Origin of the sequence: Halorubrum rubrum, assembly GCF_024494685.1 — an archaeon.
Lineage (GTDB): Archaea > Halobacteriota > Halobacteria > Halobacteriales > Haloferacaceae > Halorubrum > Halorubrum rubrum.
This window is the reverse complement of record NZ_JANHDM010000003.1, coordinates 128,377-147,030: the sequence shown is the minus strand read 5'-3', so window position 1 is coordinate 147,030 and position 18,654 is coordinate 128,377. Positions and strand designations below refer to the sequence as shown.

General features: G+C 69.7%; 23 protein-coding genes and 1 pseudogene. 12 read left to right on the top strand and 12 right to left on the bottom strand.

Features of this window, described 5'->3' with window-relative positions; translation table 11 throughout:
- The first annotated feature begins 4 nt into the window (after positions 1 to 4).
- Together NO889_RS05000 and NO889_RS04995 are read left to right on the top strand one after the other, a co-directional pair.
- Complete coding sequence (locus NO889_RS05000) at positions 5 to 289, top strand: DUF8145 family protein (RefSeq protein ID WP_256411307.1); 285 nt, start codon at positions 5 to 7, stop codon at positions 287 to 289.
- A 23-nt stretch (positions 290 to 312) separates the two neighbouring features.
- Complete coding sequence (locus NO889_RS04995; RefSeq protein WP_256411168.1) at positions 313 to 831, top strand: macro domain-containing protein; 519 nt, start codon at positions 313 to 315, stop codon at positions 829 to 831.
- 21 nt (positions 832 to 852) lie between these two features.
- On the opposite strand, the gene NO889_RS04990 is transcribed toward NO889_RS04995, so the two are convergent.
- Positions 853 to 1,827 (bottom strand): nucleotidyltransferase family protein, encoded by a 975-nt coding sequence (locus tag NO889_RS04990; RefSeq protein WP_256411167.1) that lies wholly within the window; start codon positions 1,825 to 1,827, stop codon positions 853 to 855.
- Positions 1,828 to 1,923: 96 nt separating this feature from the next.
- Between NO889_RS04990 and NO889_RS04985 the strand changes: the two genes are divergently transcribed.
- The gene (locus tag NO889_RS04985) at positions 1,924 to 2,208 is read left to right on the top strand and encodes a transcriptional regulator (RefSeq protein WP_256411165.1); all 285 of its coding nucleotides are present in this window, start codon (positions 1,924 to 1,926) and stop codon (positions 2,206 to 2,208) included.
- 12 nt (positions 2,209 to 2,220) lie between these two features.
- Here the strand turns inward: NO889_RS04985 and NO889_RS04980 are convergent, their stop codons facing one another.
- Together NO889_RS04980 and NO889_RS04975 are read right to left on the bottom strand one after the other, a co-directional pair.
- The gene (locus NO889_RS04980; RefSeq protein ID WP_256411164.1) at positions 2,221 to 2,898 is read right to left on the bottom strand and encodes a DJ-1/PfpI family protein; all 678 of its coding nucleotides are present in this window, start codon (positions 2,896 to 2,898) and stop codon (positions 2,221 to 2,223) included.
- Positions 2,899 to 2,952: 54 nt separating this feature from the next.
- Positions 2,953 to 4,224 carry a saccharopine dehydrogenase family protein gene (locus NO889_RS04975; protein WP_256411163.1) on the bottom strand — a complete coding sequence of 424 codons (1,272 nt, stop codon included), beginning with the start codon at positions 4,222 to 4,224 and terminating at the stop codon, positions 2,953 to 2,955.
- A gap of 106 nt (positions 4,225 to 4,330) precedes the next feature.
- Between NO889_RS04975 and NO889_RS04970 the strand changes: the two genes are divergently transcribed.
- Both NO889_RS04970 and NO889_RS04965 read left to right on the top strand, forming a co-directional pair.
- Entirely contained in the window at positions 4,331 to 4,594 is a 264-nt protein-coding gene (locus NO889_RS04970) for a hypothetical protein (protein ID WP_256411161.1), read from the top strand.
- A complete protein-coding gene (locus NO889_RS04965; protein WP_256411159.1) occupies positions 4,587 to 4,802 on the top strand; it encodes a hypothetical protein in 216 nt (71 codons plus the stop codon). The genes NO889_RS04970 and NO889_RS04965 overlap by 8 nt, the downstream gene beginning before the upstream one ends.
- A 281-nt stretch (positions 4,803 to 5,083) precedes the next feature.
- Here the strand turns inward: NO889_RS04965 and hpt are convergent, their stop codons facing one another.
- Both hpt and NO889_RS04955 read right to left on the bottom strand, forming a co-directional pair.
- On the bottom strand, positions 5,084 to 5,653 hold the full coding sequence (gene hpt / locus NO889_RS04960) for a hypoxanthine/guanine phosphoribosyltransferase (RefSeq protein ID WP_256411158.1): 570 nt from the start codon (positions 5,651 to 5,653) through the stop codon (positions 5,084 to 5,086).
- Between the two features lie 81 nt (positions 5,654 to 5,734).
- Entirely contained in the window at positions 5,735 to 5,956 is a 222-nt protein-coding gene (locus NO889_RS04955) for a hypothetical protein (RefSeq protein ID WP_256411157.1), read from the bottom strand.
- Between the two features lie 111 nt (positions 5,957 to 6,067).
- On the opposite strand from NO889_RS04955, the gene aroC reads away from it, so the two are divergent.
- Both aroC and NO889_RS04945 read left to right on the top strand, forming a co-directional pair.
- Positions 6,068 to 7,255 carry a chorismate synthase gene (gene aroC, locus NO889_RS04950; protein ID WP_256411156.1) on the top strand — a complete coding sequence of 396 codons (1,188 nt, stop codon included), beginning with the start codon at positions 6,068 to 6,070 and terminating at the stop codon, positions 7,253 to 7,255.
- An 81-nt stretch (positions 7,256 to 7,336) separates the two neighbouring features.
- Entirely contained in the window at positions 7,337 to 8,848 is a 1,512-nt protein-coding gene (locus NO889_RS04945; RefSeq protein WP_256411155.1) for a PAS domain S-box protein, read from the top strand.
- 12 nt (positions 8,849 to 8,860) lie between these two features.
- On the opposite strand, the gene NO889_RS04940 is transcribed toward NO889_RS04945, so the two are convergent.
- From NO889_RS04940 to pyrB, 4 genes are all read right to left on the bottom strand, one after another.
- Positions 8,861 to 9,709, bottom strand: a complete 849-nt coding sequence (locus NO889_RS04940) for a ZIP family metal transporter (protein ID WP_256411154.1) — start codon at positions 9,707 to 9,709, stop codon at positions 8,861 to 8,863.
- A 114-nt stretch (positions 9,710 to 9,823) separates the two neighbouring features.
- Entirely contained in the window at positions 9,824 to 10,684 is an 861-nt protein-coding gene (locus NO889_RS04935) for a family 10 glycosylhydrolase (RefSeq protein ID WP_256411153.1), read from the bottom strand.
- Positions 10,685 to 11,001: 317 nt separating this feature from the next.
- On the bottom strand, positions 11,002 to 11,460 hold the full coding sequence (pyrI, locus tag NO889_RS04930) for an aspartate carbamoyltransferase regulatory subunit (RefSeq protein ID WP_256411152.1): 459 nt from the start codon (positions 11,458 to 11,460) through the stop codon (positions 11,002 to 11,004).
- Positions 11,457 to 12,398 carry an aspartate carbamoyltransferase gene (gene pyrB, locus NO889_RS04925; protein WP_256411151.1) on the bottom strand — a complete coding sequence of 314 codons (942 nt, stop codon included), beginning with the start codon at positions 12,396 to 12,398 and terminating at the stop codon, positions 11,457 to 11,459. Before pyrB ends, pyrI begins: the two co-directional genes overlap by 4 nt.
- Positions 12,399 to 12,597: 199 nt before the next feature.
- Here pyrB and msrB point away from each other — a divergent pair, with 199 nt between their 5' ends.
- Complete coding sequence (gene msrB, locus NO889_RS04920) at positions 12,598 to 13,023, top strand: peptide-methionine (R)-S-oxide reductase MsrB (protein ID WP_256411150.1); 426 nt, start codon at positions 12,598 to 12,600, stop codon at positions 13,021 to 13,023.
- A 4-nt stretch (positions 13,024 to 13,027) separates the two neighbouring features.
- Here the strand turns inward: msrB and NO889_RS04915 are convergent, their stop codons facing one another.
- On the bottom strand, positions 13,028 to 13,777 hold the full coding sequence (locus NO889_RS04915) for a sensor histidine kinase (RefSeq protein ID WP_256411149.1): 750 nt from the start codon (positions 13,775 to 13,777) through the stop codon (positions 13,028 to 13,030).
- A gap of 58 nt (positions 13,778 to 13,835) precedes the next feature.
- Here NO889_RS04915 and NO889_RS16510 point away from each other — a divergent pair, with 58 nt between their 5' ends.
- Together NO889_RS16510 and NO889_RS04905 are read left to right on the top strand one after the other, a co-directional pair.
- Entirely contained in the window at positions 13,836 to 14,153 is a 318-nt protein-coding gene (locus tag NO889_RS16510; protein WP_425498813.1) for a cupredoxin domain-containing protein, read from the top strand.
- Positions 14,154 to 14,156: 3 nt separating this feature from the next.
- Complete coding sequence (locus NO889_RS04905) at positions 14,157 to 15,050, top strand: transcriptional regulator TbsP domain-containing protein (protein ID WP_256411148.1); 894 nt, start codon at positions 14,157 to 14,159, stop codon at positions 15,048 to 15,050.
- A 126-nt stretch (positions 15,051 to 15,176) separates the two neighbouring features.
- Here the strand turns inward: NO889_RS04905 and NO889_RS04900 are convergent.
- A pseudogene (locus NO889_RS04900) lies at positions 15,177 to 15,971 on the bottom strand (RIO1 family regulatory kinase/ATPase domain-containing protein); the annotation flags it as partial.
- A gap of 147 nt (positions 15,972 to 16,118) precedes the next feature.
- Here NO889_RS04900 and NO889_RS04895 point away from each other — a divergent pair.
- Positions 16,119 to 17,258 carry an acyl-CoA dehydrogenase family protein gene (locus tag NO889_RS04895; RefSeq protein WP_256411147.1) on the top strand — a complete coding sequence of 380 codons (1,140 nt, stop codon included), beginning with the start codon at positions 16,119 to 16,121 and terminating at the stop codon, positions 17,256 to 17,258.
- Between the two features lie 26 nt (positions 17,259 to 17,284).
- On the opposite strand, the gene NO889_RS04890 is transcribed toward NO889_RS04895, so the two are convergent.
- Complete coding sequence (locus NO889_RS04890) at positions 17,285 to 17,896, bottom strand: hypothetical protein (RefSeq protein ID WP_256411146.1); 612 nt, start codon at positions 17,894 to 17,896, stop codon at positions 17,285 to 17,287.
- 187 nt (positions 17,897 to 18,083) lie between these two features.
- On the opposite strand from NO889_RS04890, the gene NO889_RS04885 reads away from it, so the two are divergent.
- Positions 18,084 to 18,599, top strand: a complete 516-nt coding sequence (locus NO889_RS04885) for a halocyanin domain-containing protein (RefSeq protein ID WP_256411145.1) — start codon at positions 18,084 to 18,086, stop codon at positions 18,597 to 18,599.
- The last annotated feature ends 55 nt before the right edge of the window (positions 18,600 to 18,654 follow it).

Genomic DNA, 18,654 nt, shown 5'->3' with positions numbered 1-18,654 from the left:
ACGCGTGTACGTCCCCGACGATCCACCGGCGGCCTGTCCCGCCTGCGGCGACCCCTACGAGTCGGTGTCGCGGCACGCCGGCGGCTTCGCGGTCAACTTACTCGACAACGGGCGCTACCGGCGGGTGTGTTTCCACCCGGCGACGGCCGACGGCGACCCCGCGCTCGACTGCTACCACCACACGCACGCGGACGCGGGGACGGGGACGCGCGACGCGGCGGAACGCGGCTCCGCCGACGCCGATCCCGACACCGACGCCGACGCGGTCGTCCCCGCGGAACGCTCTTGACCGCGGCGATCGACCGTCCGCGCATGGAGTTCACTGTCGTTCAGGGCGACATCGCGGAGGCGTCGGCGGACGCGCTCGTGAACGCCGCGGGGACGAGCCTGCGGATGGGTTCCGGCGTCGCGGGCGCGCTCAGACGCGCGGCGAACGGCCCGATAACCGACGCGGCGACGGAGCAGGGGCCTGTCGATCTCGGCGGCGTCGCCGTCACCGACGCGTTCGACCTCGACGCCGAGGTCGTGATCCACGCCGCGGCGATGCCCCACTACGGGGACGGCCGCGCGACGGAAGAGAGCATCCGCGAGGCGACCCGAAACGCGCTCTCGGCGGCCGACGAGCGGGGCTGTGCGTCGCTCGTGATCCCCGCGCTCGGCTGTGGGGTTGCGGGGTTCGACCTCGAGGAGGGCGCACGGATCGTCGTGGAGGAGATCCGCGGGTACGACCCGGAGACCCTGCGGGACGTGCGCTTCATCGCCCACTCCGAGGCGGAGTACGGGACGGCGTGCCGCGTCGCCGACGCGGTTCGCGAGGAGCGCGTGGAATGAACCGGTCGGGAGGAACGTCCGCTAGAAGTCGTCGCCGCTCGTGATCGAGGTGTACGCACCGATCAGCGATCCGGTGAGGTCGACCTCCTCGAGGACGGCGTGTTCGTCGACGACGGTGTTCTTGACGGCGCTGTCCGTGATCGTCGCCTCGGGGAAGACGACGGCGCGCTCGAGCGAGGAGTCGGTTACCTCCGCGCCGTCCATCACGTGGACGACGTCGCCGATCTCGGAGTCTTCGACGGTCGCGCCGTCGGCGACGAGGCTGCCGCCGTCGAGCGCGTACTCGACGGTGTCGAGGTAGCTGTCTGCGGTGCCGATGTCGAACCACGCGCCGTCGAAGGTGAACGCGTGAACCGGTTCGCGCGACTGGAGCCACTGGAGGAACCAGCCCGGCTCGTCGGGGTTCTTCCCGTCCTCGAGGTACGTCGCGAGGTCGGGCAGCGTCCCGGCGGGGAACGCGTAACACGCGATGGAGACGAGCGTGCTCTTGGGGTCCTCGGGCTTCTCCTGGAAGTCGACGACCCGATCGCCCTCGAGCTCGACGAGCCCGTACGACTTGGCGCGCTCGAGCGATCCCACGTCGTAGGCGGCGAGCGTCGGCGTCCCCTTCTCCTCGAAGAAGTCGGTGAACTCGGCCAGATCGAAGCTGATCAGGTTGTCGCCGGCGACGACGAGCAGGTCGTCGTCGACGCCCTCGCGGTCGACCAGTTGGGCCAGCGCGCCGACGACGCCGAACTTCTCGTCCTCCTCGACCGTCTCCTCGATCGAGAGCGTCGGCTTCTCGAACTCGCTTTCGGCGAGGTACGCGGAGAAGGTGTCGGCGAAGCGCTCGTTCGTCGAGACGAACACCTCGTCGACCCGGTCGTCGCCCTCGAGGTCGGCGAAGATCTCGTCGATGACGGTCCGCTCGCCCACGGGGAGGAACATCTTCGGGCGGTCCTTGGTTATCGGCCAGAGCCTCGTCGCGTATCCGCCGGCAAGTACCACTGCTTTCATACACGTACCCGTGAGGGCGAGCGACATACTTCTTGTGTCTGTGCCAACGGTGAGAGACTCCGTCGCCGTTTTATTTCCCGCCCGCCAGCGGGAGCCATGGAGACGACCCGCCAGCGGATCGCGGCGAGACTTCGAGCGGAGCCGGCGACCGCGAGCGAGATCGCGGTCGAACTCTCGCTGCCGACGCCGACGGTCTACGAACATCTCGAACACGTCTCCCGGTCGGTCGGCGAGGACGACGAAGACGAGGAGTTCCTCGTGGCCCCGCCGACGTGTCGCGACTGCGGGTTCGACGGCTTCGACGACCCGCTCAACGCGCCCTCGCGATGTCCCGAGTGTAAGAGCGAGCGGATCGACGAGCCGGCGTTCGTGATCCGGTAGGCTACCCGCGGGTCACAGCCGCTCGAGCAGCGCCGCCGCGGCGGCCGAGGACGATCCGGGTCCGCGGGCGGTGAGCAGATCGCCGTCCTCGGTCACGCTCTCGTCGGCGTCGAGTTCGGCGTCCCACTCCGCGCCGGCCAGCCGGACCTCGTCTTCGACCCAGTACGGGAGCTTCCGGCCGTCGGGCAGCACGTCCGCGTCGTCGACGATCCCCTCCTCCCACTCGTTCGGGAAGCCGGTGACGGCGCGCCCCTCGACGAGGGGCGTCCCGTCGGCCTCGCGCGTGAACGCGAGGATGCCGACCGCGTGACAGACGACGAGCGCGACGCCCTCGTCGCCGGCGACCGCGTCGAGCAGCAGCTGGCGGGCGTGTCGGTCCTGGTTCACGTCCCACACCGTCCCGTGGCCGCCGGGGAACACGACCGCGTCGTGGTCGGCGGCCTCGACGGTCGCGAGCGGCTCGGGATCGTTCAGTTCCGGGTGGCTCTCGTCGACCTCGCGGTACTCCGCCGCCGTGTCCTCGCCGCCCGCCGCGTCCGGATCCAGCGATCGCTCGTCGACGACGGGCGGCGAGCCCGAGGGCGTCGCGACCGTCACGTCGACGCCCTCGCTCTCGAGCGTCGAAAGCGGCTCGATACACTCCTCGGCCCAGTACCCCTCCTCGCTCACGACGAACAGCGCGCTGCTCATGTGTACCCGGCCGTTCGGGCGCCCGACGGAAAAGGAGCCCGTGCCCGCGGTCGACTATCCGCGTTCGCTCGCCGCGGTCTCGCGGACCGATGCGGTGAAGTCGACATCGCGGAGCCGGTCCGCGAGCGGGAGTCCGATCCCCGACGCCGGCGTCAACACGCCCCCGTCGAACGGCGAGTCGACGTCGCCGCGCGCCAGACTGACGGCCGACTCGCCGAGCATCCGCGCGGTCGCGCCGTACCCTGGGTCGCGGTCGGCGCCGAACTCGGCTTCGACCGCGAAGGGACCGTCGGCGCCCGTACCGCGTCCGAGGATCCGGATCAGGAAGCTCCCGGCGTCCGCCTCCTCCCGCGTCGGCCCCTCGCCGGGAGCGGGGAAGACGTAGCGGCGGAGCGCGGAGCGCAGCGGTCCCACGGACATCGCGACCGTGAACAGGGCGAGCCCGCCCGCGACGGCCCCCGCGGTCGCCGCGCCCGCGGGGCCGCCGCCGGTCGGGACGACCTCGCTACAGCGGAAGTCGCGGCCCCACGGATAGCCCAGGAGCGCGTTGCTCCGCCGGACCACCCGCTCGTTCACCGGGGCCATCGGCGAGGGGGCGGTCCAGGTCCCGCGGAGGGGGTCGCGCCGCGGCCAACGCTGTGTTCCCGAATCGACGCCGCTCCGCTCGCCCCGCGGCGCCAGCGAGTACGGGTTCCGGAGCGCCTCCCGCGCGAGGGGGTCGGTCGCGGCCGCCTCGAACAGCTCGCCGACGCTCGCCAGCGTGCCGCCGCTGACGCTCCCGCTGCCGCCGTCGAAGTAGATCCGCACCGTGTCGCAGGCCGCGCCGTACGTCTCCCTCGCGAACGACTGGACGAGCAGGGTGCCGACGTCGGCAGGCACGGAGTCGAACCCGCAGCTGTGGACGATCCGCGCGCCCGCGTCGACCGCCGGCTCGTGGAACCGGTCGACCGTCTCGCGCACCCAGTTCACCTCGCCGGTGAGGTCGCAGTAGTCCGTGCCGGTCTCGACGCAGGCCTCGACCAGCGGCGTCCCGAGTCGGGTGTACGGGCCGACCGTCGTACAGACGACGCGCGCCTCCCTGGCGACCGCGCGCAGGCTTTCGGAATCCGTCGCGTCGCCCACGACGACCGGCACGTCGTCCCGTGCGTCGCTGCAGCGGGCGAGGTCGGCGGCGAGCGCATCGAGCCGGTCCCGGCTCCGCCCGCCGATTGCCAGCGAGAGTTCGTCGGGACCGTATCGCTCGGTCAGGTACTCGGCCGCGAACCGCCCCGCTACCCCGGTCGCGCCCCACACGACGACGTCGTGGGTCCGGTCGGTGTCGGTCATGCTCGTCCGCCACTACGCGGCGCGAGGGGTAAGCGGGCGGGATCGATCGGTCGGTGGCGGATGCGAGTCGCGGTACCTCTTTACGTCACCGGCCGCAACCGTACGCATGGCCGTTGGCACCCGTCTGTCGTTACAGCTCGCCGACTTCGGTACCCGCTCGCTGCTCACGCACACGTTCATGGCGCTGGGGTTCGTCGGGGCCGTCGTCTCGGGGCTGTTCGTCGAGGGACAGCTCGGTATCATCTCGATGACGGCGTTCATCAACTTCACCGCCGGGCTGTGGATCGCTCAGTCGATCCACTCGCTCGGGAACGCCGCCACCGAGGAAGAGTACCAGGGCGTCCTCAAGGAGCTGCTGAACCGTGTCTAGCGACGTCGAGCCCGGCATCGATCTCGCTCGGTTCGGGCGGACGCTCGCGCTCATCGGCTTCGTCACCACCGTCTTCCTGTTTCTGATCGTCAACCGTCTCTCCGGCGACACGCTCCGGATCGGCGTCGTCGCCGTCGGCACCGTCGCGCTGATCACCGCGATCACGGGGTTCCTCATCGCGGCCGGCAGCGCGGTCGACGCGTCCTGACTCCCGTCGAACGCGATCGTGTTCCGGCCGGTGACAACTTCGTTCCGCTCCGACGCGGTCGAAACGAGACGCGCGGCGGTACCCGGATCCGGCACGGCGGGGCCCCGACGACTGCTCGGTTCGGCCCCAGTGTGAACGCCGCTACGAGCGGCATCGCGCGAGGGACGCGGCGAACCCGAGCGGAAAGCCGCAAGACGTGAGCCGCGAGCGATGTGGGTGCGTTCGGATCGGTTTTGCCCCTCATCGACCACCGTCCGTTCGAAAGGAGGACCGTCCGCGTTCTACTCGTCGCCCTGGGCGTCGACGATCACGACCTCGCCGTCCTCGACGGTGACGTTGATCAGCGTCTTCACGTCGTAGTCGGTGTCGTCGAGCTCGTTCTCGCCGGCCTTCTTGATCACGGCGACGACGTCGACGACCTCCGCGCCGACCTCGTCGGTGAGCGCGTCGAGGATGGCCTTCATCGTGCCGCCCGTCGAGAGCACGTCGTCGATGACGAGCACGCGGTCGCCCTCCTCGACGTCGTTGATGTACATCTCCGACTCCGAGTACCCCGTCTCCTGGAACAGCGGGACCTCGCCGTCGAGGCCGTACTGGCGTTTGCGGATGACGACGAGCGGGATGTCGGTCATGAGAGAGAGGGCGGTCGAGATGTGGATCCCCATCGCGGCGGGAGTGACGATCTTGTCGACGTTCTCCAGCTCCGCCTTCCGGATGATCCGGATGACGATCTCCCGGAGGAGCTCGGGTTCGAGCATCGGAACGCCGTCGCTGATCGGGTGGACGAAGTACTGGTACTCGCCTTTCTCGATGATCGGCGCGTCGAGGAGCGACTGCCGCAACTGGTCCATGTCGCCGGTACTCGTGGCGGTTAATAAAGCGTGGCGGTTGCGGGGTCTCGTGCGGAGCGGTGGCAGGGATCGACGACGACCTCAGACCTCCTCGCGGGCGTCGATCCCGGTGTAGATGTACCACGCCGCGGTGTACGCCGATAAGAACAGCAGGTAGCCGACGACGAGCCCGACGGTGCGCCGCGCGTCGAGCCCGCCGGGGAGCGTCGCGGACAGGACGACGAGCGCGGCGAGGAACACCAGAAACGAGAGGAGTCCCGACAGCGCGTAGACGCCGAGATCGGAGGTGAGTCGGTCGCGCATGATACGACCCACGGAGTCGCCCGATAAACCGGCATTGGTTCGTCGGGGACGACCGGCGCGAGCGTGTTCGCGGATTGCAACCCCTATATGCCCTCGCGTTCACGGACGAGTATGAACGGGAACCGGTTCGGTCGCCTCTTTCAGGTGACCACCTACGGCGAGAGCCACGGCGACGCGATGGGTGTGACCGTCTCGGGCGTGCCCGCGGGCGTCGATCTCGACGAGGACGCGATCCAGGCGCAGCTCGACCGGCGAAAGCCGGGCCAGTCGATGATCACCACCTCGCGCGGGGAGCCCGACGAGGTCGTCGTCAACTCCGGCGTCCAGGACGGCTACACCACCGGCACCCCGATCGGGATGACCATCCAGAACAAGGACGCGCGATCGGGCAAGTACGAACCGTACGTCACCGCACCGCGCCCCTCCCACGGCGATTACACCTACTCCGCGAAGTTCGGCACGCGCAACTGGGGCGGGGGCGGCCGCTCCTCCGCGCGCGAGACGGTGAACTGGGTCGCCGCCGGCGCGGTCGCCGAACAGGTCCTCGACGCGTCCGAGTACGACGTTCAGATCAAAGCCCACGTCAACCGCATCGGCGAGGTCGAGGCGGACGAGGTGAGCTTCCAGCAGCTCCTCGAGAACAGCGAGGAGAACGACGTGCGCTGTGCCGACCCCGAGGCCGCCGCCGAGATGCAGGAGCTGATCGGGGAGTATCAGGAACGCGGCGACTCCATCGGCGGCTCGATCTACTTCGAGTGCCGGGGCGTCCCGCGCGGGCTCGGCGCGCCGCGGTTCGACGGCTTCCCGAGCCGGCTCGGACGGGCGATGTTCTCCATCCCGGCGACGACCGCGGTCGAGTTCGGCCTCGGAAAGGACGCGGTCGGCGTCTCCGGCAGCGACCGCAACGAGGACTGGACGTTCGACGACGGCGAGTCGTTCGCGCACGTCGAAAGCGAGGAGGGCGACCCGGTGCCCGTCGGCAACGACCACGGCGGGCTCCAGGGCGGGATCACCACGGGCGAGCCGATCTACGGCGAGGCGACATGGCACGCGCCCACCTCGATCCCGAAGAAACAGCACACCGCGGACTGGGAGACGGGCGAGGAGAAGGAGATCCAGGTCGTCGGCCGACACGACCCCGTGCTCCCGCCGCGGGCCGTCCCCGTCGTCGAGGCGATGCTCTACTGTACCGTCCTCGACTTCATGCTTCTCGCCGGCCGGATCAATCCCGACCGCGTCGACGCGAACCCCGGCCAGTACCACACCGAGTACCACCCGAGCAGCCCGCGGAACGAGTAGCTCGACCGGCGGACGGGGAAACGTCCCCTCGCGGAAATGAATGGTTGTATAGATCTCCGGCCGAAACGGCGCACCAATACGATGGATCCCCCGCACCCAGGCGGCGACTCCGCCGGCGACGGTGCCTCTCCCGGCGAGAACGGCGCGGTCCGGAGCGAGTGCGATTCCGTCGAACGGAACGAATCGAGCGGTCCCGGAAACGAGCCGACGGCGGTGGAGCTTCGAACGTTCCGAGAGGTCGTGCGCAGCGCGGGACACTCGATATACTGGACGGACACCAGCGGCACGATCCAGTACGTAAACGCCTCGTTCGAAGAACAGACCGGGTACAGCGCCGACGAGGCCGTCGGGAGCAACGCGAGCCTCCTCCAGTCGGGCGTACACGACCAGCAGTTCTACGAGCGGCTCTGGGATACGATCCTCTCCGGCGAGGTCTGGAACGGAGAGATAATCAACGAACGGCGGAACGGCGAACGCTACGTCGTGAAACAGACGATCTCATCCGTCACGAACTCCGAGGGAACGATCGTTCGGTTCGTCGCGATCAACGAGGACATCACTGAACTGCGCGCGTCCTGGGAGCGCGCGGAAAAGGAGCGCGACCGCTTCGAACGGCTTCTCGACGCGGTGCCGGTGCCGATCGTGTTGTCCGAGTTCAGCGACGGAGAACCGCTGGTCGAGCAGACGAACAGCGCGTTCAGAGAGCAGTTCGGCTTCGACGAGCAACTGCTAGCCGGCTCGTCGCTCGACGAGTACATCGTCGACGAGGACGGTACGGATATCGCAAACGAGATCAACGAGCGGATCCGGGAGGGTGAGCGAGTCCACCGAGAGGTCGTCCGACGAACCGCGAGCGGCGAGTGTCGCACCTTCCTGCTCGTCGCGACTCACCTCGCCAGCGACGACCGAGACGAGGCGCTCGGTGCGTACCTCGATATCACCGACCGCAAGCGAGCGGAAGAGCAGCTTCGCCGAACGAACCGCCACCTCGAGGGGTTCGCGGAGGTCGTGAGCCACGACCTCCGGAACCCTCTGAACACTGCCATCGGCCACCTGGAGATGATCGAACCGGAGAGTGACGACGATCCGCACGTGGAGGCGGTTGCGAACGCTCACACGCGGATGGAAGACCTGATCACGAACGTCCTCTCGCTCGCGAAACGGGGACAGGTCATCGACGAGACGGAGTCGGTTGACCTCGACGCGTTCGTGTCCGACTGCTGGAAAACGGTCGCCACACGGAGCGTGACGCTTCGAAACGAGGCGTCGGGCACGGTGCGCGCCGACCCGGCTCGCCTTCGGCAACTGTTCGGCAACCTGTTCCGAAACAGCGTGGAACACGGCGGGGTGAACGCGACCGTGACAGTCGACGACCTCCCGGACGGGTTCTACGTCGAGGACGACGGTCCGGGCATCCCGGACGACGAGCGCGACGACGCCTTCGAGTCCGGTCACACGACGGCCGAGGACGGGACCGGCTTCGGGCTCGCGATCGTCGAGCGGATCGTCGAGGCGCACGGGTGGACGGTCTCCGTGACGGAAGGCGAGGCGGGCGGCGCCCGCTTCGAGTTCACCGGCGTCGATCGCGACTGAGGGGTCGCTCGCTCACACCGTCACGACGGCGTCGACCACGACCAGCAGGACGAACCCGCCGAGGAAGGCGGCGGTCGCGGCGTCGGCGTACCCGTGGCCGTGCGAGGAGGGAACGAGTTCGCGGAAGACGACCGCGAGCATCGCGCCCGCGGCGAACCCGGCAGCGGCGGGAAAGAGCCCGGTCGACAGGGAGACGAGCGAGAAGCCGATCGTCGCGGCGATCACCTGCGGGACCGTCCCCGAGAGCGCCGTGTACGCCAACACTCGGAGGTTGCTCATCCCCGTCTCGGCCATCGGGATCGCGAACGCGAACCCGTCCGGGACGTTCTGGAGACCGATCACGATCGCCAACACGAGCGCGACCTCCTCGAGTCCGGAGGCGAACGCGACGCCGATCGCGAGTCCCTCGGGCGCGTTGTGGAGGGTGATCGCCCCGCCGACGAGCAGCGCCCGGCGGAGCGTGGCGTCGATGGTCGCGGTCGAGTCGCCGTTCTCACGGGGCCCGTCCTCGGCGGCCCCTCCGGTACCCGCCATCCCCGCGACGTCCGCGCGGGTCGCCCCGCCCTCCGCGCGCCAGCCCCGGTAGCGGGCGTGGAGGTGCGGGATGAGTCGGTTGCCGACGAGGAGCCCGAACCCGCCGACGAGGAGCCCGAAGAGCACCGCCGTGAGGCTTCCCTCCTCGGTGCCGGGGAGGATCAGCCCGAAGACGCTGGCGGCGACCATCAGCCCGGCGGCGAGGCCGAGGGCGGCGTCGTACGTCCGGTGGCTCACGCGGGCGCGGACGAACACCGGGAGCGCGCCGAGTCCGGTCACGAGTCCGGTCACCGCGGCGATCCCGATCACCGTCGGGAGGTCGGTCATGTCGGGTGATGCCGGCGAGGAGGCATAAATCCGAGTCACCCGCGAGGCGAGGGGAGCTCTCCCGACCATCCTTAGAAGATCGAGGGGAACGCCTCGCGCTAACGGGGGAGGATGTCAGTCCGGCCGGTGAACCTTCCCCTCGCGGCCGTCGGCGTCCTTCCGACGGAGCGCCGCGGCCGCGTTGTTGGCGTCGTAGCCGAAGAACACGTCCTTCGCGTACGTCTCCGCGACCTCCGCGGCGTGGATCAACTCGTCGACGCCGACGTCGACGGCGTAGAGCTCGGCCGAGACGGGGGTCTCCGGCGGCGCGCCGTGGACGTCGTAGTCGCCGCCGAGCCGCGACCGGAAGCCGCGAAGGATCGACTCCAGCCAGTAGGTGGTCGCGTACTCGGTGTCGTACAGCGGGACGACGAACTCGTCGACGTGTGCCGTCAGGGCGTCGAGTTCGAGCCCGGAGCGCGTGCGGAGGTGACCGGGATACGGGTCGGGATAGAGGGTGAGCAGCGTCCGGCCGGGGACCCGCTCTGCCGCGTCCGCGACGAACGCCGTGATGACGTCGGCGCGCCAGTCGACCCACTCCTCGCGGTCGCTCTCGGCGAACAGCCGCTCACAGCGGTCACACCGGCAGAACCCCTCCCGCGGGAACCCCACGTCGTCGAGGCGCACGTCGTCGCTCTCGTCGGCGCAGTCCTCGATTATCTCGAGCAGTCCCTCGCGGTACTCCGGGTGGGTCGGACAGACGTACGCCCAGTCGAAGTACTCGCGGTCGCGGGTCGCGGGCTCGCCGCGGTCGTCGACCGGGACCAGCTCCGGGTTCTCGCCCGCGGCCGCGTTGTCCCCGAAACACGACACCATGTTGACGGCGTTCGGGAGGGGCGCGGCCGCCCGTCCGGTGACGTCCTTGACCTCGTAGAACCCGAGATCGAACGGATCCATGTCGACCTCGTCGGCGTTCCGCGTGACGACCCCGTACATACGAGTCGCTACGCGGGTGACAGGTAAAAACGGCGGGCTTGCGCCCGAGCGGTCGCGCGTTCGCGGCGATACCTCCCTGGAGGCCGCATCGACGCCTCCGCGGGTCCTTTACTCCACTTCGACCGGCTGTTTATCGCCGGACAGGAGGACGTACGCGAGGACCACGAGCGACAGTACGACGACGAGTTTCGCTTTCGTTCCCATGTGCGTACCGTCGACCGGCGGCCGCTAAAAACTACCGACGTTCGGCCGGTCGGATGGGGAGACCCGACGAGCGCGACGGGGCGAGGAGAGCCGACGAGTGCGAGGGCCGTGAGCTAGACGTCGATGTGGTCGGCGATGTCCGACCGCAGGACCGTCGAACAGTAGTCACAGCGGACGCCGTCGGCGACGACCTCGAACCGGGTCTCGACCGGCTCGTCGGCGTTGGTGATACAGTTCCGGTTCGGACACGAGAGCACGCCCGCGACGCGGTCGGGCCGGGTCACGCGGTTCTTCTCGACCACCTCGAACTCGCGGATGATGTTGATCGTCGCCTCCGGCGCGATGAGCGAGAGGACGTCGACCTCCGACTGGGAGAGTTCCCGTCCTTCGACCTTGACGAGGTCCTTCCGACCGAGCCGGTCGGAGGGGACGTTCATCCCGACGGAGACGCCGAGCCCCTCGGAGCCGTCGATGCCGAGGATCGCGAGCACGTTGAGCGCCTGGCCGCCCTCGACGTGGTCGATCACGGTGCCGTCGCGGATCTTCGAGACGCGCAGTTCGTGGTCGCTCATCGGTCCACCTCCACACCCTCGTCCGCCTCGGCGTTCTCCAGTACGGTATCGAGAAGCGCCATCCGGACGGGGATCCCGTTGTGCGCCTGTTCGAAGTAGCGGGCGTGGTCGGTGTCGTCGACGTCGGGGGCGATCTCGTCGACGCGGGGCAGCGGGTGCATCACGGTGAGGTCGTCGGGGGCGGCCTCGAGCGTGTCGGCGTCGATCCGGTACTCGCCGGCGACGCGGTGGTACTCGTTCTCGTCGGGGAACCGCTCCTTCTGGATGCGGGTGACGTACAGCACGTCGAGCTCGGGGAGGACGGCCTCGAGGTCGTCGTGTTCGCGCACCTGCGCGCCCGTCTCGTGGAGGTCGAACCGGACCGACCGGGGCAGCCGCAGCGACTCCGGGCTGACGAAGTGCTGGCGGGCGTCGAAGTTGGTCAGCGCGGTCGCGAGCGAGTGGACCGTCCGGCCGTACTTCAGGTCGCCCATGATCCCGACGGTGAGGTCGTCGAGGCCGTGGTTCTCCCGGATCGTGTGGAGGTCGAGCAGGGTCTGGGAGGGGTGTTGGCCGGCCCCGTCGCCGGCGTTGATCACGGGGACGTCGACGAACTCCGCGGCGAGCGTCGCCGCGCCCTCGCTGGGATGGCGCAACACGATCGAGTCGGCGTACCCTTCGATGACGCGGACGGTGTCGGCGAGCGACTCGCCCTTCGAGACCGACGAAGAGTCCACGTCGCCCATGTCGATCGTGTCGATCCCGAGCCGTTGGGCGGCGGCGTCGAAGCTCATCCGCGTGCGCGTGCTCGGCTCGAAGAAACAGAGCGCGAGCATCGTCCCCGCGTGTCGGCCCGCGTACGCTTCGGGGTCGGCGGCGACCTCGCGGGCCCGATCGAGCACCGCCTCGATGTCATCCCGCGAGAGTTGGGTCGCGGTGATGAGGTGGTCCTGACGCATCGTCGGAGAAGGCGTTCGGCAGTATCTTGAATCCCTCGGGTCGCGGAGGCGGCGAGGTGTCCACGGTCGGGGATCGGCGATCCTGCCACGCTTCGAGATCCACAGTCGCCGTCTCGATGGAAACGCATCCTCGAGTCGCCGACGCTCCCGTCGACGGCCGCGGGAAACAGCCTTACCGACGCGGACCGTACCGGTACCCATGAGCGACACCGACGCGGCCTCGACCGGCGAGAAGGACTCCACGGAGCTGACCGACGAGGAGTGGCGCGAGCGGCTCTCCGAGGAGGAGTATCGCGTGCTCCGCGAGAGCGGCACCGAGGCGCGCTTCTCGGGCGAGTACGTCGACCACCTTCCCGAGGACGGCGAGTATCGCTGTGCGGCCTGTGGCGAGGTCCTCTTCGACGCCGAGACGAAGTACGAGTCGGGCTGCGGCTGGCCCGCCTTCTACGCCGCCGAGGAGGACTCGGTGACGACGACGATCGACACCAGCCACGGGATGCGCCGCACCGAGGTCCGGTGTGCGTCCTGCGACTCGCACCTCGGGCACGTCTTCGACGACGGGCCGGAACCGACCGGCAAGCGCTTCTGTATCAACTCCGTCGCGATGGAGTTCGACGGGGAGTGACCGTTCACGCCGCCGGCCGGAGGTCGACGACGAAGACCGACCCCTTCGGCTCGTTGTCCTCGACCCGGACCGCCCCGCCGTAGGTCTCGACGAGCGACCGGACGAGGTACAGTCCGATCCCCGCACCGGGGCTGTCGAGACCCTTCTCGCCTTTCCCGAATATCTCCTCGCGCTGGTCCTCCGGGACCCCCGGCCCGTTGTCGGCGATACGCACCTCGACGACGTCGCGGGCGCCGTCGTCGTTTCCGCCGCCGTCGCCGTTTTCCTCGCAGACGACGGTGGCAGAGACCGCCACCTTCGGCGGCGTCTCGTCGTTGTGTTGGACCGCGTTCCGCAGGAGGTTCCGGAAGACGGAGCTCAGCATCTCGTCGGCGAGGACTCCCACGTCCGGCAACGATCCCTCGACGGTGAACACCGCCGTCGAGTACGCCGATCGAACCTCCTCGAGCTGTTGAGTGAGGATCCGGTCGAGGGGAACGCGCCGCGTCTCCGCGTCGTCCCGGAGCATGACCTGCGCGAGGTCCCGAACCGTCGTGGTCAGGTCGACCGCGCTCTGGGTGTTCTCCCGGATGATCTCGAGGTGCTCCTCTCCGCCCTCGTCGACGTGCTCTTCGAGCAGTTCCGCGTACGCCCCGATCAGCTGGAGGTCGTTGCGGATGTCGTGACGCATCACCTGGTTCAACAGTCTGAGGTCGTCCCGCTGTCGTTTGAGCCGCTCCTCGGCGGCGGCGTTTCCGCCGGTATCGTCGTCCATCGTTCGATCGCACGTCGTCCCGGAGTTTTTACGTGCCGATCCGGGACCGCCGTCGGCGGTGGCGGAGCGGCCGCATCGTCGCTCGACGTCGTGCTCCGTCGCGACCGACCGGACCTCCTCGCCCGCGAACCCCCTCCCGAAGCGGTCGTCGTTCGGCCCGGCCGCGGTGGCGGTCGCGCCCGGCACGACGGTGGTCCGGGCGTGGACCGGCGGGGGCGGCGACCACGACGTCTCACGCGCCGACGGCGCGTTCGAGAGCGAGACGGTCGAAACGAAGGGGTACCGTCCAGGAGTAGCGGGGTCGTCTCGACTCCCGCTTCGCCGGCACGCCGGTCGGGGCCACCGTCGCGTTTACTTCGACCGCCGCGAACCGTGAGCCATGCCTCCCGAACCGGCGATCCCGATCGCGGGGGGGTCGCTGTCGCTCGAGTCGTTCGCGGACCCGCTGCTCGTCGACCCGGAGCCGCCGCTCCTCTCCGCGGTCGTCGAGGCGTACCGCGAGGCCGCGCCGGATCTCGTCGATCCCGACGTCGCCGCGCTTCGAGCCCTCGACGGCGACGAGTCGAGCGGCGGCGAGTCGGGGGCGTCCACGACGCCGCCGGAACTCCCGCGGATCTCCGTCCTCGCCACCCCCGCCGCGTTCGGGTCGATCGCGGGCGGGTTCCGCGCCGCGAGCCGCCTCGCGGCGCTCGCCGACGCGGACGCGTTCGACCTCCTGACGCTCGCGGAGCCCCAGCCGAACGCCCTCCTCGCCGGCGACGAGACCGGCTGCGTCCTCGTGGGCGTCGCCGGCGAGGAGGACGCGCGGTGGCGTCGCGTCGGCGACGACCCGACGCTCCGGGACCGGTACGAGGGGACCGTCGCGAACGCGGACCCCTACCGGGTCCGCACGCCGAGCCGGCGTCGCGTGTACGCCGCCTTCGAGGACCGGTTCGGGGAGGCGGTCGCCGTCGACGTCGTCCGCCTGCTCGATCCGGGTCCCCCCCTCCCCGCGAGCGATCCGGTCGGTCCGCGGCTCCGCGCGTACGTCGTCGGCGCGCGCCACGGAGCCCACGACCGCACTCTCAGGCGCGCCTGCGAGGACGCCGGACTGGGAAGTCCCTCGACGTTCACCCGGATCAAGCGCCGACTGATCGACGCCGGCCTCGTCGAGACCGAGCGGGTCGCTCGGCCGGTCGGCCGCCCGCGCGAGCGGGTCGTCGCCGCCGCCCCGCTGAGCGGTCCGCCGCTCTCGCGCGTCGCGGACGCGGTGCGGGAGTCGCTCGACGGGTGACCGTCGTCGACGCGTCGACGACCGGCCGACGCGACCGTCGGACTACGTCGAGCCGTCGGCTCCGGAGGAGATCTCCCCCTCGGCGTCCGCCGTGCCGCTCCCCGCCCCTCCGGTCTCGCGGTCCGCGGCCGCGCGCTTCTCGATCTCGCCTTTGAGTTCGGCGGCGTCGAAGTCGTGGTCCGGCCGGATCGCAACGAAGTCCAAAAAGCGGCGGGCCGCGAGCAGCTCCACGGGGTCGTAGCTCGCGAGCGCGGCGTCGATCGCGGCCGGCGCGCCGATGAGGGGTTCCAGCGCGGCGAGCGCGCTCGCGAGGTCGTACGAGCGGGCGTCCGTTCGACCGTCCCCGCTCACGTTCGTCGCGTCGATCACGTATATCTCCCCGTCGAGCACCAGGACGTTCTCCGCGCGCACGTCGCCGTGTGCGAGCCCGGCGTCGTGGATCCGCCGGAGGGTGGCGAAGAGCTCCGGCGCGAGCTCGCGCTCCCGCTCGTGGTCGACCTCGTCGAGCGTGCGGAACTCGGGGAGGTACTCCAACACGAGGACGCCGAACTCCCCCACCTCGAACGCCTCGATCGGCTCCGGCGCGTTCACGCCGATCTCGCGGACCCTCCGGGTGGCCTCGAGCTCGTGACGGGCCATCTCGTAGGGCGTCTCGTGGCGCTCGAAGAAGCCCTCGGTGCCGGCGGAGAAGGCCCCGAGGTTGCGTCCGGTGGTGAAGAGCGTGTGGACGAGCGTGTTCTGTTTCGTGATCACCTTCACGAAGAGATCGTCGTCGAGCACGAACGGGATCGACAGCCAGTTGTCGGCGTCGAGGAACTCGACGCGCACGCTCTCGCGGTCGTAGCGATCCGCCAACTCGCGAACGACCCGCTCCAGCTCGGGCCAGCTCACCGTCCCGCGGACGAGTCGGCGGAACTCCATACGATCCGGTCCACGCGCCCGCGGCTGATAAATGATCGCGAACGGTCCGAACCGTCCGAATGCCGACGATCGACGAACCGTCAGAATGCCGACGATCGATCGTGACCGTCGTGTCGTTTATGCTCGCGGCGGGTGAACTCCTCCGCCATGGAGTTCGAGCCGTCCGCGGAAGACCGGATGATACGGGACGCGGTCAGGGAGTTCTGCGAGGCCGAGATACGCCCGATAGCCCAGGAGATCGAGGACGAGCATCGGTTCCCCGAGGAGGTGTTCGCGTCGCTCGCCGACCTCGATATGATGGGGGTACCCGTGAGCGAGGCGTACGGCGGGCTCGACGGCGACCAGCTCACGTACGCGCTGGTGACCGAGGAGCTGGGTCGCGTCTCCGGGGGGATCGGGCTCTCGTACGCGGCCCACACCTCCCTCGGCGCGAAGCCGATCGAGGCGTTCGGGACCGAGGCGCAAAAGGAGGAGTGGCTGCGCCCGCTGGCGGAGGGCGACGGGATCGGCGCGTGGGCGCTGACGGAGCCGGAAAGCGGCTCGGACGCCTCGAACATGGAGACGACCGCCGAGTACGACGCCGACGAGTACGTCCTGAACGGGACGAAACAGTTCATCACGAACGCGAGCGTCGCGAACTCGGTACTGGTGAAGGCGGTCACCGACCCCGACGCCGGCTACGACGGCATCTCGACGTTCATCGTCGACCCCGACGACGACGGCTTCGAGGTGACGACGGTCTGGGAGAAGATGGGGCTGAACTGCTCGCCAACCTGCGAGATCCGGCTCGACGACCTCCGGCTCCCGGCCGACCGTCTGCTCGGCGAGGAGGGCGAGGGGTGGGAACAGACCATGAAGACGCTCGACGGCGGCCGGATCTCCATCGCCGCGCTCTCCGTGGGGCTCGCACAGGGCGCCTACGAGGCGGCGAGGGAGTACGCGGGCGAACGCGAGCAGTTCGGGAAGCCGATCGCGGAGTTCGACGCGATCCGCGACAAGATCGTCCACATGTACCGCCAGACCGAGCGCGCACGACTGTTGACGCACAAGGCGGCGACCCGGTACGACGCCGGCGAGCCCGTCACGAAGGCGTCCGCGCTCGCGAAGCTCGACGCCAGCGAGGCCGCCCGCGAGGTCGCGGAGGAGGCCGTCCAGACCCTCGGCGGCTACGGCTACACCACCGACTTCGCCCCCCAGCGGTTCTACCGCGACGCGAAGCTCATGGAGATCGGCGAGGGGACGAGCGAGATCCAACACGTCGTGCTCGGCCGGGAGCTCGGCCTCTAGACCCGGCCGGCGTCCTGCCGGCGGCGTCAGTCGTCGGTACCTGACCCGTCGTCGAAGGCGACGAGGTCGTCGTCGACGGCCCGCAGACTCTCGGCGAGCCGCGAGTCCTCGGGGACCGACGCCAGGAACGCCGGCGAGCCGAACGACGCCTCGCCGTTGACGGAGAGGTATCCCAGATCGGCCGGGTCGCCGTCGAGGCCGGTGAGGAAGCCGACGGTTCGCGCGGTCGGCACGTCGCCGACGCTCCCGGCGGGGTCGACGGAGGCGTACAGGGTGCGGTGGGTCGCGACGTGGTGGACGCAGGTCGGCGTCGGCGCGAAAAACAGGAGGTAGCACGCGCCCGGACCGGACCGGCCGAGCTTCGGGCGGAGCCGGTGGGCCTCGTCCGCGTGGAAGTACCGCTCCATCCGGCGGTACTGTCTGAGGACCTCGTTCGCGCCGGTGACGCGGCGCACGGCGGCGTCGCATTTGAGTTCGATGACGTGGTCGACCGGCTCGGGCGTTCGCAGCCGGACGTGGACGTCGACGACCCCGCGACGCCCCTCCGCGTCGTACGGCTCCTCGAGCCGGATCTCCGGGTCGTCGTGGACGGCCTCGTAGTGGTCGACGATCCGCGCCGCCAGGTCGTCCTCCCGCATGGATCGGGTCAGGGAGCGGCGACGCTTAAGCGTCCGCTTCGGTCCGTGGCGGCCACGCCCGTCGATTGACGGGCCGGCGATCGCTCCCCAGATCGATACTCTGTGTAGATGGTTGTTCGGCGATGGCGGTTCTCACGAAGTGGGGGTATCAAGGGGTTTGTCTGTCCTCGGACCCTACGATCGGCAGATGACACGAAGACTGTCCAGACGGCGGTACGTCGTCGGAACCGGCGCGGCGCTGACCACCGGTGCGCTCGCGGGCTGCTCGGGCGGCGGCGACGGGAGCGGAGGGGACGGCGGCGGAGACGGCTCCGCCGGCGAGCCCGCCGACGACGTGCCGGGCGAGATAGACGACTACCTCACCGAGAACGAGGCGCGCCTGTACGAGGGGACGATCGCCGACTACACCGGGCAGGACGAGGTCGTCGTCGACGTTGGTGCCGGCGAGGTCGGCTTCGCGTTCGACCCCGCCGCGATCCGGATCGACGCCGGAACGACGGTCGTCTGGGAGTGGACCGGCGAGGGCGGCGCACACAACGTCACCTCCGCGGAGGGATCCGCGTCGGACTTCGACAGCGGCGACGCGGTCGACGAGGAGGGGACGACCTTCGAGCAGACGTTCGAGGAGGCCGGGATCCAGCTGTACTACTGTACCCCACACCAGACCAACGGGATGCACGGTGCGATCGAGATCGTCGAGTAGTCGAAACCTGTCGATCGACGGCCGCCGCGAAGTCGCGGGGTAACACCGACGTCAG